Origin of the sequence: Vibrio echinoideorum, assembly GCF_024347455.1 — a bacterium.
In the GTDB taxonomy this organism is placed as follows: domain Bacteria; phylum Pseudomonadota; class Gammaproteobacteria; order Enterobacterales; family Vibrionaceae; genus Vibrio; species Vibrio echinoideorum.
The window spans coordinates 3,065,319-3,081,496 of sequence record NZ_AP025483.1; the positions used below are offsets into that span (position 1 = coordinate 3,065,319).

At 44.5% G+C, this 16,178-nt stretch carries 16 protein-coding genes; 7 read left to right on the top strand and 9 right to left on the bottom strand.

What is annotated here, in order from left to right:
* Window positions 1–241 precede the first annotated feature (241 nt).
* Entirely contained in the window at window positions 242–1,498 is a 1,257-nt protein-coding gene (locus tag OCV36_RS13795) for a methyl-accepting chemotaxis protein (protein WP_017072790.1), read from the bottom strand.
* A gap of 97 nt (window positions 1,499–1,595) precedes the next feature.
* On the opposite strand from OCV36_RS13795, the gene OCV36_RS13800 reads away from it, so the two are divergent.
* Window positions 1,596–2,345 carry a potassium channel family protein gene (locus tag OCV36_RS13800; protein ID WP_102553861.1) on the top strand — a complete coding sequence of 250 codons (750 nt, stop codon included), beginning with the start codon at window positions 1,596–1,598 and terminating at the stop codon, window positions 2,343–2,345.
* Between the two features lie 39 nt (window positions 2,346–2,384).
* Here the strand turns inward: OCV36_RS13800 and OCV36_RS13805 are convergent, their stop codons facing one another.
* Window positions 2,385–3,902 (bottom strand): CYTH and CHAD domain-containing protein, encoded by a 1,518-nt coding sequence (locus tag OCV36_RS13805; protein WP_017072788.1) that lies wholly within the window; start codon window positions 3,900–3,902, stop codon window positions 2,385–2,387.
* 207 nt (window positions 3,903–4,109) lie between these two features.
* Between OCV36_RS13805 and OCV36_RS13810 the strand changes: the two genes are divergently transcribed.
* The 3 genes from OCV36_RS13810 to OCV36_RS13820 all read left to right on the top strand — a co-directional run bounded on the left by OCV36_RS13810 (window position 4,110) and on the right by OCV36_RS13820 (window position 6,998).
* The gene (locus OCV36_RS13810) at window positions 4,110–4,790 is read left to right on the top strand and encodes a TIGR00153 family protein (RefSeq protein WP_029224734.1); all 681 of its coding nucleotides are present in this window, start codon (window positions 4,110–4,112) and stop codon (window positions 4,788–4,790) included.
* A 128-nt stretch (window positions 4,791–4,918) separates the two neighbouring features.
* A complete protein-coding gene (locus tag OCV36_RS13815) occupies window positions 4,919–6,181 on the top strand; it encodes an inorganic phosphate transporter (RefSeq protein ID WP_004735961.1) in 1,263 nt (420 codons plus the stop codon).
* Between the two features lie 205 nt (window positions 6,182–6,386).
* Window positions 6,387–6,998, top strand: a complete 612-nt coding sequence (locus OCV36_RS13820) for a TIGR04211 family SH3 domain-containing protein (RefSeq protein ID WP_017072786.1) — start codon at window positions 6,387–6,389, stop codon at window positions 6,996–6,998.
* Window positions 6,999–7,153: 155 nt separating this feature from the next.
* Here OCV36_RS13820 and OCV36_RS13825 read toward each other — a convergent pair whose 3' ends face one another.
* Window positions 7,154–8,080, bottom strand: coding sequence for a general secretion pathway protein GspB (locus tag OCV36_RS13825; protein ID WP_135456209.1), 927 nt, complete (start codon window positions 8,078–8,080; stop codon window positions 7,154–7,156).
* Window positions 8,080–9,750 carry an ExeA family protein gene (locus OCV36_RS13830; RefSeq protein ID WP_210114718.1) on the bottom strand — a complete coding sequence of 557 codons (1,671 nt, stop codon included), beginning with the start codon at window positions 9,748–9,750 and terminating at the stop codon, window positions 8,080–8,082. Before OCV36_RS13830 ends, OCV36_RS13825 begins: the two co-directional genes overlap by 1 nt.
* A gap of 36 nt (window positions 9,751–9,786) precedes the next feature.
* On the opposite strand from OCV36_RS13830, the gene OCV36_RS13835 reads away from it, so the two are divergent.
* Window positions 9,787–11,103: a multifunctional CCA addition/repair protein gene (locus OCV36_RS13835; protein ID WP_135456207.1), complete on the top strand. Its 1,317-nt coding sequence runs from the start codon at window positions 9,787–9,789 to the stop codon at window positions 11,101–11,103.
* Window positions 11,104–11,216: 113 nt separating this feature from the next.
* Here the strand turns inward: OCV36_RS13835 and OCV36_RS13840 are convergent, their stop codons facing one another.
* Genes OCV36_RS13840 through folB form a run of 3 tightly spaced genes read right to left on the bottom strand, consistent with a single transcriptional unit; the run spans window position 11,217 to window position 12,874 of the window.
* Window positions 11,217–12,020 (bottom strand): undecaprenyl-diphosphate phosphatase, encoded by an 804-nt coding sequence (locus tag OCV36_RS13840; RefSeq protein WP_135456205.1) that lies wholly within the window; start codon window positions 12,018–12,020, stop codon window positions 11,217–11,219.
* A gap of 15 nt (window positions 12,021–12,035) precedes the next feature.
* Window positions 12,036–12,518 (bottom strand): 2-amino-4-hydroxy-6-hydroxymethyldihydropteridine diphosphokinase, encoded by a 483-nt coding sequence (folK, locus tag OCV36_RS13845; protein WP_017072781.1) that lies wholly within the window; start codon window positions 12,516–12,518, stop codon window positions 12,036–12,038.
* Window positions 12,515–12,874 carry a dihydroneopterin aldolase gene (gene folB, locus OCV36_RS13850; RefSeq protein ID WP_004735969.1) on the bottom strand — a complete coding sequence of 120 codons (360 nt, stop codon included), beginning with the start codon at window positions 12,872–12,874 and terminating at the stop codon, window positions 12,515–12,517. The genes folK and folB overlap by 4 nt, the downstream gene beginning before the upstream one ends.
* 138 nt (window positions 12,875–13,012) lie before the next feature.
* Here folB and plsY point away from each other — a divergent pair, with 138 nt between their 5' ends.
* A complete protein-coding gene (plsY, locus tag OCV36_RS13855; protein ID WP_016767764.1) occupies window positions 13,013–13,609 on the top strand; it encodes a glycerol-3-phosphate 1-O-acyltransferase PlsY in 597 nt (198 codons plus the stop codon).
* 92 nt (window positions 13,610–13,701) lie between these two features.
* Here the strand turns inward: plsY and OCV36_RS13860 are convergent, their stop codons facing one another.
* A complete protein-coding gene (locus OCV36_RS13860; RefSeq protein WP_135456203.1) occupies window positions 13,702–14,517 on the bottom strand; it encodes an alpha/beta fold hydrolase in 816 nt (271 codons plus the stop codon).
* A gap of 160 nt (window positions 14,518–14,677) precedes the next feature.
* The gene (gene tsaD / locus OCV36_RS13865; RefSeq protein ID WP_017072779.1) at window positions 14,678–15,694 is read right to left on the bottom strand and encodes a tRNA (adenosine(37)-N6)-threonylcarbamoyltransferase complex transferase subunit TsaD; all 1,017 of its coding nucleotides are present in this window, start codon (window positions 15,692–15,694) and stop codon (window positions 14,678–14,680) included.
* A gap of 258 nt (window positions 15,695–15,952) precedes the next feature.
* On the opposite strand from tsaD, the gene rpsU reads away from it, so the two are divergent.
* A complete protein-coding gene (gene rpsU, locus OCV36_RS13870) occupies window positions 15,953–16,168 on the top strand; it encodes a 30S ribosomal protein S21 (protein WP_004396009.1) in 216 nt (71 codons plus the stop codon).
* Window positions 16,169–16,178 lie beyond the last annotated feature (10 nt).

Here is a 16,178-nt window from a genome sequence, read left to right on the forward strand (position 1 = left end):
GTTTTAACAGGCTAATTTTGACAACTAGCTTTGATAGTGAATTTTAAAAACTAAAGATAAGTTATACCAAAGTTACGCCAATAAAAAACGCCCACATCAGTAATGTGGGCGTTTTATCGGTTAACTTATCGAGTTGAGCCTTTGCTTATAGAAATAAGCCTCTATCTATCTACTCTCTATCTATCTGTAGAAACAAACCTCTGGGAATAAGCCCTTCAACATAAAAACCAGAAGCTAAAGATTAAACCTTAAACTGCTTAATCTTACCGTCCAGCTCTTGCGCATTAGTTTCCATAAGTTGAGACGTTTCAAGCAGCTCACTGACTACCACAACGGACGCTTCAACAAGCTCACGAACATTGGTCAGGTTGACACTCATCTCTTCAGCAACACTGCTTTGTTGACCTGCGGCTGTCGCGATCTGGAAGTTCATATCATTAATCTGGTTTACTTGGCTCACAATACCATCAAGCTCAGATCCAGCATTGGTAACAAGATCAACGCCTTCAGCGGCTTCTACAACGCTTTTTTCCATCAACTCGACAGCTGAATTTGCACTGCTTTGTAGCTGACTGATCATGTCTTGAATTTCTACCGTTGCTTGTTGAGTACGCTGCGCAAGGTTACGGACCTCATCGGCAACGACTGCAAAACCGCGACCAGCTTCACCTGCACGCGCGGCTTCAATTGCTGCGTTCAGTGCCAATAAGTTAGTTTGTTCTGAGATACCTTGGATAGTGCCAACAACACTACCAATCGAATCAACACGCTCTTCAACTTGGTTTACCGCCGCTGCAGAGGCTGCGATATCTGAAGACAGTTCGCTCATCTTAGAAACAGAGCCTTGTACGAACTTCTGACCCGTAAGAGCTTGCCCTGAAGCTTGCTCAGTTAGTGAAGAGGCGCTTTGCGCGTGCTCAGCTACGGTTTGCACTGTAGAAGTCATCTCACTCATTGCTGTCGCAAGTTGATCGATCTCATTGAATTCTTCTTGAGCCGAATCTTTAGTTTCAGACATGCTGATGGTCATCACTTCGGTCAAAGCGAATAACTCGTCTGAAGAGGACACCTGAGTTTTGATCATGTCGTTCAATTGGACACGCGTTTTTTCTAGTTCACGAGCCACATCGCCGTATTCATCTTTACAATCCATTTGAATAGGCACCGATAAGTTTTTATCGGCCATGGTTTTAATCGCATCGTTAAGATATTGAGTTTGACGCAACATCACACGAGCTGCTGCCAATAAGAGAACCACAAACACAACGATCATTAAGGCTGTTTGCCAGGCCACTTGAACTAGGTAAGTCTCGTAATGCTGCTGTGCAACTTGCGCATTATTGGTTACAGCAAGCAATGAATCGTAAAACGTACTTGCGTCCCATAACTGTTTCGAAATGATCAAAATAGTGCTGAATATCATCAGCATGACCATTTTTGGAACGAGACGAACGTCAGAGATTATCCTTTCCCACGGCTTGAATGACAGTTTAGTCATTGTCAGTTCTCCATTAATTCTTATATATTGATGACTTCTATATCCGCGAGGTGGCTATGTCAGTCAAAGTTCGCGATTTATTTTGAGCCTCGTATGAATGTTAAATAGTACCAAAGACACAACCAAGCCGATGAGCTTATTATCACTGATTCTCTCTTTCTTAGCGTTATTTGTGATCTCAGGCTTATTGTTTGTACCGATTGATAAAGAATCAAAACAAGTCCTTATCGGCCTCGATTTTGTAATCTGTAGTGTTTTTCTTTTTCAGCTCACGATTGATCTATTCAGATCACAAAACAAGAAAGAATATCTGAAAGTACACTGGATCGATTTCTTAGCAAGCATCCCAATGATCGAACCTCTTCGTTTCGCTCGCATTTTTCAGATCTTGCGTGTGATTCTCGTTTTGCGTTCAGGTAAACGTGTTTTCAGAGAACTCTTTCGTAATAGAAAAGAGACCACGCTCGCATCGATTATTCTGCTACTGGTCATTCTCCTGACCATAGGCGCCGGAACGATCCTTTTGTTGGAACATAAGGATCCCAATGCCAACATTACCACTGGCCAAGATGCCTTATGGTGGGCTTTCGTTACCATCAGTACGGTGGGATACGGTGATCATTATCCAGTGACCAGTTCAGGAAAATTAGTGGCGTCTCTGGTGATTGTTTGCGGTGTGGGTGTATTTGGTATGATTTCAGGTTTGATTACTTCGTTGATCACCTCACCAACTCATCATGAGAGTCAACGAGCTGAAAATAAAGAACGTAAACTGGATAAGATTTTAGAGCAGCAACAACTGATACTTGAACGGATAGAGGCGCTTGAGAAACAAACAAAAAAATAGGGCCGAAGCCCTACTTTATCATTCATATTGGTCTTAAATTTAGTCTTGCCAGTATGGCTCAACTTCCACGCTGATTTGGCGTGTCTGTTCCATCGCATGCAGAATCGATACTTCTTGGCGAGCTAGCCAACGTTCCAGTTGAACCTTCTCTCCACCTTCCAACTTATCAGTAAGTGGTGCAAGCGTTCTAAGAGCCAGTAAGTCATCAATACCTTGCACTAGATCGGCCCACGGCAAACGGAAACTATTACGTTCATCGTCATCGTATAAACTCGCAAAACCAACACCAGTATAAAGGTTGCGCATTAGGCGATACTGTTGGTCAATATACGCTTGGCTCGTCATCACTCGCTCTGGCGGGAAAGCTTCCATCAACTCTGCCCATGTGCGATCGAGCTGCTGTACAGAGAACCATTCAATGCCGTGCGCCATTTGTTCACGGGCTTTATCATCTAAAAACGGCTGCCAGCCACGAGATAAGATCCAGCGGCTTAAATCCAACAGCAGACCGGTGTAGCGGGCAGAGCTCAGTAAGGTAAGTAAATCTTCACGATCAGGAAGCTGTTCTTCCATCTCTTTAAGTTCAGCAACTAAGAACTTACGCGCATCCAGTTTGCGAAGCACATGACCTTTATCTTCAAGTAAATCCTCAAAATGGTCATAGCTCTTAAGCCAATCGAGCTCTTGCTCAAGCCATTTCAGCTCTTGTCGCAGGATAGCACTCGCACGGCGAGGCACAATGCCGCCATAAATAGTAAAGGTTTGACGAATAAAACTCAGTGAATGACTGATCTCATGCAACGCCTCAATCGATTGACGTTCAGTGAAAATCTGTTCGTGATAATGCCAATGAGCGAGAGCGTGCTCTAAAGATTGAATGAAACACGATTCAACAGTATCACTTTTGCTTGTATCAACTAAGGTCAAAGGAGTGACCTCATCTCCTTGATAACCTTGGGCAAGACGATAACCCTTGGCCGCTTTACTGAGGTTTCCTAGACGCATACCACCCTGTTCGCAGAATTGACGAGACAGAGTAAATAGAGCATCCGTTTGGCCCGATTTAAGTTCTAACTCAACTTCACAAATAGGGTCTTGTAGTTCACCTGACTCGACAAAGCCTTGGTCAAACGCAACCTCGACTTGACTGCCATCAGGCATACCAATCAACCACTGTTCGCGAATGAAGTTAGTCGAAAACAGAGGCGTAAGCTCAGCTTGCAGCGTTTCAATATCTTTACCCTCAGGCCAAATCTCCTCTGGGTGTAAAGATAACTTAGGTTCATTGCTGTCATGTTCAGCATTGTATTCAGGCCTTTGATGCAGGCCCGCGACCACACGACCAGCGGTCTTTACGGTTTGTACAAATACGTCATCAAAGCGTCGAATGCGCAAGCCTGTATCGTGCTTGCGTAGCCAGTTGTCAGGGGTGTCAAAGTAGATGTTACCTAGCTCACGACAACTGTGCTGAAGTACTTTAGTTTCAGCAATTTTATTGCGTAAAGTCTCTGAAAAATCAGGAGAAACAAAAAACTTCAGTTCTATCTCGGTTTCCATAGTTATACCTTTCTGTGAAGATAGGGACAGGATATTGCCAATTTGAAAACTCAGCAAGTCAGAAATATCGCCCTTATGATGATCTAAAACAGTTTTAATGAGACATTGATTAGGTTAACATGCGCGACTTTGTAGCCATCGCTTAACATTTCACCATGAATATGGTGTATGTTGTTTTAAGGTTATTATTTATTAGGTTGGATGACCATGCCAGTAAATACAATTATGGGGTTATTTGCAAAGTCCCCAATTAAACCTTTGCAGCGTCACGTAGTATGCGTGAACGAATGTTGTTCTCACCTAGTTAATTTCTTTGAAGTTTCTTCAAAAGGTGACTGGGAGAAAGCATCTGAAATTCGAGCTCAAATTTCTCACCTTGAGAAAGAAGCTGACGTACTAAAACGTGAAATTCGCCTTAAACTTCCTCGTGGTTTGTTTATGCCAGTTGATCGCACCGATATGTTGGAGCTATTAACGCAACAAGACAAACTCGCAAACCTAGCGAAAGACATTGCTGGCCGTGTATATGGTCGTCAACTCGTCATTCCAGCTCCAATGCAACAGAACTTCATCGCTTACGTTAAACGTTGTCTAGATGCAGCGAACCAAGCACAAAACGTAATCAATGAACTAGACGAATTACTTGAGACAGGCTTTAAAGGCCGTGAAGTAACACTCGTTGCTGAAATGATTCATCAATTAGATGTAATTGAAGATGACACGGACGCGATGCAGATCGAATTACGCCAACAATTAATGGCGATTGAAGACGATATGAATCCAGTTGACATCATGTTCTTATACAAAATTCTTGAATGGGTTGGTGGTATTGCAGATCAAGCACAGCGTGTAGGCGCTCGTCTTGAAGTAATGCTTTCTCGATCTTAAATCATACGCTAACTATATAACGAAGAGCATTTTTTAACCAAACCACTTATGCGCTGAGTATTTCTCTCGCTGAGCGGTTTTTTGCGTCTAAATTTGTTCCGCTTGTTATCAAAAAACTAGGTATTACGATGGATATCCTTGCTAACTACGGCACTGTCCTGATTATTGTTGCAGCAGCTTTCGGTTTCTTGATGGCTATTGGTATTGGTGCAAATGACGTTGCGAATGCAATGGGCACTTCAGTAGGCTCTAAAGCTCTAACCGTAAAACAAGCGATCATTATCGCAATGATCTTTGAATTCGCAGGTGCTTACCTTGCGGGCGGCGAAGTAACTGACACGATCCGTAAAGGTGTTATCGAAACGTCTCTATTCGCTCATCAACCTGACGTACTTGTGTACGGCATGATGTCTGCGCTACTGGCTGCTGGTACATGGTTGCTTCTAGCATCATACATGGGCTGGCCAGTATCAACGACTCACTCGATCATCGGTGCAATCATCGGTTTCGCGTGTGTGTCTGTAGGTACAGAAGCAGTAGACTGGAACAGCGTTCAAGGTATTGTGGGTAGTTGGATTGTCACACCGTTGATTTCCGGCATCTTCGCCTATCTCATTTTCGTAAGTGCCCAACGACTGATATTTGATACAGAAAATCCGTTGTTTAACGCTAAGCGTTTTGTGCCTGTGTACATGTTCATTACTACAATGGTCATTGCACTTGTAACGATCAAGAAAGGCCTTAAGCACGTTGGCCTTCACCTAAGCGGCACTGAAGCATGGCTATGGGCAGCAGGTGTTTCTGCTGTAGTCATGGTTGGCGGTTACTTATACATTCAAAAGAAATTTGCTAATCGCGAAGAAGACCATGGCTTTGCCGGTGTAGAAGGTATCTTCAGCGTTCTAATGGTTATTACCGCTTGTGCGATGGCATTCGCTCACGGTTCTAACGATGTAGCAAACGCGATTGGTCCATTGTCTGCTGTAGTATCAACCGTTGAGAATATGGGTGAACTTACAGCGAAAAGCAGTATTGCGTGGTGGATTCTTCCATTAGGTGGTATTGGTATCGTTGTTGGTCTTGCTACCATGGGCCATAAAGTAATGGCGACAGTGGGTACTGGTATTACAGAACTAACACCTAGCCGTGGTTTTGCAGCTCAACTTGCAACAGCATGTACCGTTGTTCTTGCATCTGGTACTGGTCTTCCAATCTCAACAACGCAAACATTGGTTGGTGCGGTATTAGGTGTAGGTTTTGCTCGTGGTATCGCAGCTCTAAACCTAGGTGTTGTGCGTAACATCGTTGCTTCTTGGATTGTAACGCTACCTGCTGGTGCACTACTTGCAGTTGTGTTCTTCTACGCAATTCAGGCTATGTTTACAATGTAATAGCCCTGACGTTAGTAAATATTAGCGTCAGAAAACGGTGAGCTTCGGTAATGATATGTAAATACCATGTCATTATTGACTCAAACGCACAGAAAGGGAGGCTTTGCCTCCCTTCTTTGTTGCACCGCATAAAGAAACTAAATATTATTTGCTAATTGAGGCTGACTCATCTGCCTAACCAATTTGAATCGTTAAGGGATTTACTGTGAAAAAACTGATTAGCTTAGTTTTGTTCGCAATGCTTGCGGCTCCAGCTGCCTTTGCACAAGACCGTTATATTGCTGACAAACTATTTACTTATATGCACTCTGGCCCAAACAACACATTCCGTATCATCGGTAGTGTTGATGCTGGTGAAAAGATTACCTATCTAAAAACCAACAAGAGCACTGGTTATACCGAAGTACAAGATAGCCGTGGTCGTAAAGGTTGGGTTGAAAGCAAGTTCGTAAGCACACAAGAGAGCATGGCACTACGCATGCCTAAACTAGAGAAAGAGCTAACTGAAGTAAAAGGCAAGCTAGCAAATGCTCGTCAAAGTGCTGACAGTGAAAAAGCTGGCCTAGCGAGCTCTCTAGATTCTCGTAACAAGCAAATTGCAGAGCTTGAACAGAACTACAGCGAGATTAGCCAACAGCTAACCAGCTCTCAAACAGAGAACCGTGAGCTACGTGCTAAGCTAGACACACAAAAAGATGACTTACTACTGAAGTACTTCATGTACGGTGGTGGTGTTGCTGGTATTGGTCTACTACTTGGCCTTATCCTGCCACACATTATGCCTCGTCGCAGAAAGTCACCAAACGGCTGGGCGTAAGCGACTCGTTTTGCTTACTTTACGTATTTTGCGTGAATCAAAGTAAATTCAGTATCGAATATCAAAAAGGAGCACCTCGGTGCTCCTTTTTATTTGTCTTGGTTCCGCGTTCAAATCTCCACTCTGTACGACTGGAAAAACGAATCCCTATTACACTAGCCTTTCCACTCGTACAGAGCTGGGATTTCTATCTTCTGCTGATTGAACTCAATGATCACCGATTGTGGTTTAATCTCAAGCAACTGAATGTCCTGCCCTATCCAGTCTCCTTGAGCAATTTCTTGACCATTCACTTTAACCCAACGTTTCATCTCACTACTAGAGTACATATGAGTTTGTAGGTCTAACTTGGGTAATACCCCAGACAAGCTATTAATATGAGTTTCTAACTCGATGACTTGTGAATTCTCTCGCCCGGCAGGCCTAGAATCCATCGGCTCAGGCGTGTTTTGCTGCTCATCCATCATGGATTCAAGCTTCAATGCCAGATCCGGTGGTAACTCACTGAGATCTAGCCCTTGCAGTAAATCACTGTCCGATTGCAAATCACTACTCTCATCACTCGCAGTTGATTGAACTGATGACTGCGCAGTGGATAGGTCAGCGTTGGTTGTCGTTTGTGCGCGCTTATCTGCATTTGCCAACATCACATTTGAACCACCAGCACTATTACCGCTATCTAGGTCAATCTTCGCATACACAGCTTGGCGCGGTAGTGCTTTTAACGTCTGACTTGCCGGAGCAGCACGAACAGCAAACAACGCCTCGTTTTGAACTCCCTCTGACGTTGCCTCCATAGCTTGTGTGTCAGCGTCAGTTATTTGAGGTTTAACGTCAGGTTGAGGTACTTGCTCTGTCTGCATGACATCAACGGATTGATTTGCTGATGGTGACTGTTGTTGGTTATGAGATTGGTAAACTAAAACGCCTCCCACTAGCAGGGAAGGAACCAACACAAGGAGTAACCCCATAGCGAGCGATGAACCTTTCTTTCTATTGATCGCCATTGCAGAATTCGGTACGTAATGACTTTGATAACCTCTAAGCTCAGATTGTTTGAGCTCGTGCATAATGCGAGACATCAGCTTGCACCTCCATCTAATGACATCAGCTTAGGTGAGTCGAGTTGAGCTAATCGTTGTAGCCTTGCTAATGTACGTTTGCCAGCAATGCCATCGACCGACATTCCCTGCCAAATCTGGAAGGCTTCAACTTTCATTTTCAACTCGTTATCAAACACATCACTGCCAGATACAACTTCATCCAAAACTTCGGAAAGTAACAGATCAAGCATGGCAATTGCCTCGCCTTGGTAGCCTACTTTGAGTGTCTCTCTTAGTGGTTGTTTCCAAATCGCGACATAATCGCCGTCCCATATTTGTTCTAAAGAGCGCTTAGGCATCACCAACAGCTTTTCGTTGACGAGCAGCTCCACCGAGTCCCCAGATACACCATAAAGAACCACAAACACTGACTCTTGTTCTATATCTAAATTAAGAACGACAGACACACCAAGCTCTAACAACGACTCTAGGTTGGATTGGTGTTGCTCGCACACGAACACACTTTGTGGCTCACTTAAACACAAGCCATCACGCAAAGAAGACTGATATCCCCAAAGCGTATAGAGATTCTTAATCGCCAGAGAACGGTTGGTCCCTTGCATTAAGTGCTGCTGAATGTGTTGCGGTAATGCAAATTTTGAAGGTTCAGGCTCAGCGACTAGCTTGGATGAATCTGCCACTAAAGAACGCTGAAGCTGTGCAGACACTTCAGTTTGTGCTTTGCTTGAAGACTCCTTTTCTGGCCAAGAATCTATATAAGATGGAGCGAAATTGAAGGTCGCGAAAGCTAAACCAATACTTAATGTAGCGACACTTGCGTATTGGATTAATTTTGGTGTCACATGGGCGCTGCGAGGTTTTTCAACATGATACACATCAGCTTGAAAAGCCATGATTTGTTGGCAAGCTTGGCTTACTGTCTCGTTAGAAGGCGCTTGATCACCATTGTGAAAAGAGAGCTGAAGCGATTTATCACACACCAAGTTAATCAGCCTTGGAATACCATGGGTATATTGGGCGATTAACTTAACCGAGCGATTTGAAAACAACATTTGCTCGCCACCCGCCATTTCCAGGCGAAACGCGATGTACTTGCCAGTTTCTTCAGTATTGAGTGGCAACAAGTGATAACGACCCGTAATACGCTGTGCAAGCTGACGCAACTGAGTCGTTTGTAAGTGTTGCTGCAATTCAGGCTGGCCAACCAACAAGACTTTTAATAGTTTGCGACTGTCGGTTTCCAAGTTGGTCAGTAGGCGTAACTGCTCCAACACATCAGCAGCAAGGTGTTGGGCTTCATCGATCACCAATAAGGTTTGAATGCCTTGAGCATGACTATCCAACAAGAAGTGATGAATAACCTGACTCAACTGTTTTAACGATGCCTGTTCAGGGTACTCGACCTCAAACTCATCGCAGATAGCTTCAAGTAAATCCGTATTGGAAAATGTAGGGTTAAGTATAAGGCCAGCTTGGGTATGGCTATCGAGAGAAGACAACATTGCCTTGGCGACCGTTGTTTTCCCTGTACCGACCTCTCCTGTAAGCATTGCAAAGCCCCCACCCTCGCCTAAACCGGCTTGTAGGTTCTGCATCGCTTCTTGGTGACGCTGACTCAAAAACAAATAGCGAGAATTTGGTACAATCGAAAATGGCATCTCAACGAAGCCAAAATATTCCTTATACATGTGCTGCCCTATAATTACGATTAATGGAAAGTACCATTGCTTGCAGTAAAGTCCAGCAGTGATAAAACATTTCGAGGTGATACGTTGCAAATATTCGATAGCCTACCAAAAGAGAATGGGCTACAACGCTATCTCGTTGGCGGTGCGGTACGCGACAAACTGCTCAACATTGAAAGCTATGATAAAGATTGGGTCGTGGTCGGAAGTACCCCGCAAGAAATGGAGAGCCTTGGCTTTACCGCTGTCGGGAAGGACTTCCCTGTCTTCTTACATCCAAAAACCAAAGAAGAGCATGCACTGGCTCGTACCGAGAGAAAGTCAGGCTCAGGTTACACAGGCTTCGAATGTTACTTTGCTCCAGACGTGAGTTTAGAAGAAGACTTGATGCGCCGAGATCTAACGATCAACGCCATCGCTCAAGATGACAAAGGCCAACTCTGCGATCCTTACCATGGACAGAAAGATCTGTCTGATCGAATTTTAAGACACGTCTCAGATGCTTTTGTTGAAGATCCTCTGCGTGTGCTGCGTGTGGCTCGCTTTGCTGCGAAGCTTCATCACCTTAACTTCACGGTTGCACCAGAAACTATGGTCATGATGAGCGAAATCGTTCAATCCGGTGAACTGGCACATCTCACTGCCGAACGAGTTTGGCAAGAGTGGCATAAATCACTCAGCACTCCGCACCCTGAAGTATTCCTTTCGATACTTAAAGAGTGTGGTGCATTGGCTGTTGTGCTGCCTGAAATTGACGCTCTATTTGGCGTGCCTCAACCTGAAAAATGGCACCCAGAAATCGACACGGGCATCCACACTCTGATGGTTGCTCAGCAAGCTGCGCTATTAAGCTCATCATTACCCGTGCGTTTTGCCGCTCAAGTACATGATTTAGGCAAAGGCGTCACACCAGAGAAAGAATGGCCAAGCCACAAAATGCATTGTCACACTGGTTTAAAGATCATTAAAAGGCTTTGCCAAAGAGTACGAGTGCCCAATGAGTTTAGAGATTTAGCACTGCTGGTATGCGAGCAACACTCTAATATCCATCGCGCAGGCGAACTCAAGCCCACTACTTTCCTAAAGGTTCTGAATAAGTTTGATGTTTGGCGTAAACCAGATCGACTCAACGACATACTGCTTTGCTGCCAAGCTGATCACGCTGGCCGTAAAGGGTTAGAAGCTCAGCCTTACCCTCAAAAAGCACGTTTTGAAGTCGCTTACCAAGCAGCGCTTCAAGTAGAAGTCAAAGCGATAATTGCTGATGGTTTTCAAGGCAAAGATATTCGAGAAGAACAAGAAAAGCGTAGAGCTGCCGCAATTGAAAACGCCCTATCAGAACTCGCTGATAATTAATCGCAATAGCGCTGATTCTCCGGTATTAAAAAACCCGCTACTAGGCGGGTTTTTCCGTTTCAATCTGTAGGACGAAATATTTGTTTTCGTAGATCGTAAACTTAAATCGAGTGCTACTGCATCATCAAGAAAGCAAACAGACCAAAACCTAGAATCAGGCGGTAGATAACAAACGGTGTCATGCCCATACGTGAGATAAGCTTCAAGAAGAAGTGAATACAGATGTAAGCACTGATGAAAGACACTGCAACACCAGTCAGTAAAGTGCCGACATGAATTGGGTCACCGCTTGTCACAAGCTTAAGACCCAAGTAACCACCAGCCAACGTGATGATTGGGATAGACATCAGGAATGAGAATCGAGCGGCAGCTTCACGTGTAAAGCCAAGATAAAGCGCTGCGGTAATGGTTGCGCCAGAACGAGACGTACCTGGGATAATTGCCATTGCCTGAGCAAGACCAATAAACAACGCTTTTTTCCAACCCGCTTGGTATTCATCATCACGTAGACTTGAGTTCTTATCTACCCACCATAACAACAAACCAAACACGATAGTGGTCGTGGCAATCACCCACGCACTGCGTAAGTAAAGCTCGACAATATCTTTCATCAGCAAGCCAAAAATACACGCTGGAATCGTCGCGAGAATGATCATCCACGCTAACTTAGCTTCTTTACTACGATCGCCTTTAAATACCGAACCAAAGAACGCGCTCAAAAGAGAGACCACTTCTTTGCGGAAATAAATAACCACAGCAGCCAGAGTACCGACATGGACTGCGACATCAAAAGCCAAACCTTGATCTTCCCAACCTAAAACAGCAGAAGGAAGAATTAGGTGTGCAGAGCTGGAAATAGGTAGAAATTCAGTAAAGCCTTGTACCAACGCCAACAAAAACGCTTCAAAATAACTCATTACTTACCTTAAAAATTATAGTTTTATATCTACGACAGAGAGCGAGTCTAATTGCTGCATCTTCTGCCATATTTCACCGACGGTTCGTCCGTCTTGCGGGATCACTCTCGCAGGACAGAGATCATAAAGTGGTTGTGTTACAAAAGGATATTTATAGATATCACTGCGTGGTAATTCTGGATCGCTCACAGAAATCACCTCTCCAAACAACACAATATCAAGATCGAGCTTTCGGTCTTCAAGTTTATGCGCATCTTGAGAACGACCCCATTTAAACTCAATTTTACGCAGTTGCTGTGAAAATTCAGTCAATGAAAGTGATGTGTCGAGTTCTATCACAAAGTTATAAAACGGGTGGCTTTTAAACCCTACAGGCTCACAGTGATAGATTTTAGAGCATTTAAGGTTAGTCCCTAACGATTGAAGCTCTGTCCATGCCACCCTTGCATGCTTGTCGCGGTCTATGTTCGTACCAACACCAACATAGGCTATTGTCATGCTTGACCTCGTTCGATGATCACACCCACAGCTTTCGCTTGTGGCACTGCGCCAGGTTTAGCCAAACGGATCTTAATCCAAGGTACTGAGAATTGAGTCATGATCAATTCAGCGACTTCTTCTGCTACACGTTCAACCAATAGGAAGCGACCATTAGCAATATGGTCTAATACCGCAGTGCTCACTGTCGAATAATCCAAAGCATCGACTACATCGTCACTTTTTCCCGCGGGGCGGTTGTCATGAGCCATTTCAATATCAAGCACAAGCTTTTGTTTAATCTCTTGTTCCCAATCGTAAACACCGATCGTTGTAATTACTTCTAGCTGTTCAATGAAAACTTTATCCAATGCCATGACTTGTCCTTTTAGAGGTCGGATACCCATATTGGGGAAAAAAACGTATTATTCGTGTAATTCCGGATATGATATCAATTACTCTTGGATTGAGCATTATTTTCCCATCGTTAGGCTTATAACCGTTTAAGGAAAAACATGACCCCTTTGGCACTTATCATGATCATTGCAGCCTATTTACTAGGTTCAATTTCGAGTGCGGTCTTGATATGCCGAGTCTTAAGACTTCCTGATCCAAGAACGGTAGGCTCCAACAATCCAGGGGCAACGAATGTACTTCGCTTGGGCGGCAAAGGTGCCGCTGCAGCCGTTCTACTTTGTGACATGCTTAAAGGCACCATTCCAGTCTGGCTTGGCTACTACCTCAATATCGACTCGATCATTTTAGGCGTAGTCGCCATTGCAGCGTGCCTTGGTCATATGTACCCAATATTCTTCCACTTCAAAGGCGGAAAAGGCGTTGCCACCGCACTCGGAGCCATTGCCCCAATTGGATTCGATTTAACAGGCATGATCATGGCGACATGGTTAGTCGTGGCGTTTTTGTTTCGTTATTCTTCTTTAGCGGCTCTGGTTACTGTATTACTTGCGCCGTTCTACGCTTGGTTAGTCAAACCCCAATACACACTGCCTGTAGCCATGTTGTGTTGCTTAATTGTGCTGCGTCACCACCAGAATATCCGTCGCCTACTCGATGGCAGCGAACCAAAACTCGGGCAAAAAAAATCGGCTTAAACTGTCGTGTCTAAGCCGAATCATTTTTAAACCGAGATAAATTCAAACCGACACAAGTCTAAGCCGATCAGCAATATTCAGTCTTTAAGAGCTTACAGCAGATGTTTATCTAAAAACGTCTTCAGCATTGTGTTCACAAACTCTGGTTGCTCTAGCGAACTAATATGACCCGCCCCAGGAATCACCACCAATTCACTTCCGGTAATGCAATCATGCATTAGGTATGACTCCAATGCCGGACGCGGCTTATCCTCTTGCCCTACGGCAATCAAAACAGGCAATGCAAAGTTCTCTACCGCTTCAATCATATCTCGGCGACCAAACACCATTCGACCAATTCGTGCGACTTCTTCTGCGTTCTCACCCTCAAGTGACGATAGCTGCTTAGTAAAGCCTTCCACTAAAGCTGGCGTGTTTGTCTGAGCATCATTAGCAAAAAACAATGGAACAACCGCTTCTACAATCGGTTGAGGCACCATCTTTGTTTGGGTGATGGTGTCTAACATGCTGAAGTATTTAGTGTGAGCCACTTCTGGTTCCAGACCAACAAAAGTATCCATAAGTACCAATGACTTGATTCGTGCAGGAGCTAACTCCGCCAACTCAGTACCCCACATACCACCAACCGATAAGCCAACCACAGAGAATTCTTCGATCTCTAAATGGTCAAGCAGAGCCAAAACGTGCTGAGCGTAATCTTTCAAGTTACGCATCGATGCTGGTGCAGCTTGAGACTCACCATGAGACCAAAGCTCTGGAACAACACAGCGATACTGAGTTTTTAATGCATCGATCTGCGGCTTCCACATTGCACTATCCCAAAGGTAGCTGTGGCCTAACACAACAACAGGGCCTTGACCTTCATCTAGGTATGCCATCGACTGATTGTCTACTGTAAACTTGTTCATTTTCTTCCCTAATCTCTATCAGCAATTATTTATCGACACATAGTCGGTAAGCTAGGATATAAAAACGGCCGCACTCAGCGACCGTTTATCGAAATACTATGATTTATTTTGCGCTTAGCTTTTGTTGACCGACTGTTTCTCGTTGAACGATTGCTACTAGTTAAGCAATTGGCTCTAGTTGGTCAATTGGCCAACGCGGCGTGGCATGAACCGACAAATCGGCTGTTTCACCATTTTTCAGGCGTTGCATACCCGCATAAGCAATCATGGCACCGTTATCTGTGCAGAATTCAGTGCGTGGGTAGTACACCTCACCACCGATTTTCTTAGCCAGCGCTTCAAGTTCAATACGCAGTTGTTTGTTGGCGCTTACACCACCCGCAATCACTATACGTTTCATACCTGTTTCCACCAAGGCACGCTTACACTTGATTACCAAGGTTGCACAAACAGCTTCTTGAAACGCGTAAGCGATATCAGCACGCGTTTGCTCATCATCATCATTCGCACGAATCGTGTTTGCTGCAAACGTTTTTAGACCTGAAAAGCTCATATCTAGCCCTGGGCGATCGGTCATTGGACGTGGAAACTTGAAGCGACCTTGTGTGCCTTTTTCTGCTAGTCGAGACAACAGTGGGCCACCTGGGTAATCTAAACCCATCAGCTTCGCGGTTTTATCAAACGCTTCACCCGCCGCATCATCAATCGATTCACCAAGAATTCGGTATTCACCAATGCCTTTCACTTCTACCATCATGGTGTGACCGCCAGAAACCAGCAGAGCAACAAATGGGAATGGCGGTGGATTATCTTCTAACATTGGAGCAAGTAGGTGACCTTCCATATGATGAACAGGCACCGCAGGCACGCCCCAAGCGTAAGCAATACTGCGACCAATGGTTGCCCCCACAAGCAGTGCTCCAACCAAACCAGGGCCAGCAGTGTAAGCCACACCATCAATATCTTTCGAGGTCAGGTTAGCTTCTGCTAGCGCAGCTTTAATCAGTGGAATTGTCTTTTTTACATGGTCACGAGATGCTAGCTCAGGTACCACGCCACCGTAATCGGCGTGCAGCTTTACTTGGCTGTATAATTGATGAGAAAGCAGCCCTTGCTCATCATCATAAATCGCGATTCCTGTTTCATCACAAGAGGTTTCAATACCAATAATGCGCATAATTTTCTCGGCACGCTTTCGTCTAAAATGGGAAATTAGCGCAATATTACCCTGCCTAAGCTCTTCAAACAAATATTGTACAGACTATAATCGACAAAGTGCTTTACAAAGCCACTGTGATCGGATTAAAATTCCGCACCATTTTTGATCAAGCTGGTTAATGGCCAAACGCGAATAGAGAGTTAGCTCGATGGGTAACTTCTCTGATTTGGTACTGAGTAACCAGCGATAATGAATAACCCCTGAGGTGAAAGGCATATGCCAATAGTTAAAGTACGTGAAAACGAACCGTTCGACGTTGCACTACGTCGTTTCAAGCGCTCTTGTGAAAAAGCAGGTATCCTTTCTGAAGTGCGTCGTCGTGAGCATTACGAAAAGCCAACTACAGTTCGCAAACGCGCTAAAGCAGCAGCTCAAAAGCGTCACGCTAAAAAGCTAGCTCGCGAAAACGCACGTCGCGTTCGTCTGTACTAATAACTTAATC